The following is a 359-nucleotide window of genomic DNA, read 5'->3' as shown; positions in this document are numbered from 1 at the left end:
TCGCGTAGAAATTGTCCGACGTCGGCACCACGGAGCCGAGATATTTCTGCACCAGCTCGGGATGCTCGCGGATCGCTTCCGAGATCGGCATGAAGATCACGCCGGCCTTCTTCAGCTCGGCCTTGAACGTGGTCGCAACCGAGACCGAATCGAACACCGCGTCGATCGCGATCTTGCGGTTCGGCGTCTGCTCGCCGCCGGGTGGCGGCTCGACGCCCTCGAGGGTCGCGACCTCCCGCAGCGTGATGCCGAGCTTCTCGTAGGTCTTCAGGATCTCCGGATCGATCTCGTCGATCGAGGACAGCGTCTTCTTCGGCTTCGGCGCCGCGTAATAGTAGATGTCCTGGAAGTCGATCTTG

At 61.8% G+C, this 359-nt stretch carries 1 pseudogene; it reads right to left on the bottom strand.

The annotated features are described in order from the left end of the window. Positions 1 to 359: pseudogene (locus AAE027_RS39520) on the bottom strand (Fe-S cluster assembly protein SufB); the annotation flags it as partial.

The sequence above is a fragment of the Bradyrhizobium sp. DN3 genome (genome assembly GCF_041357655.1).
Lineage (GTDB): Bacteria > Pseudomonadota > Alphaproteobacteria > Rhizobiales > Xanthobacteraceae > Bradyrhizobium.
The sequence above is the reverse complement of the archived record's forward strand: the minus strand, read 5'-3'. Positions and strand labels throughout refer to the sequence as shown.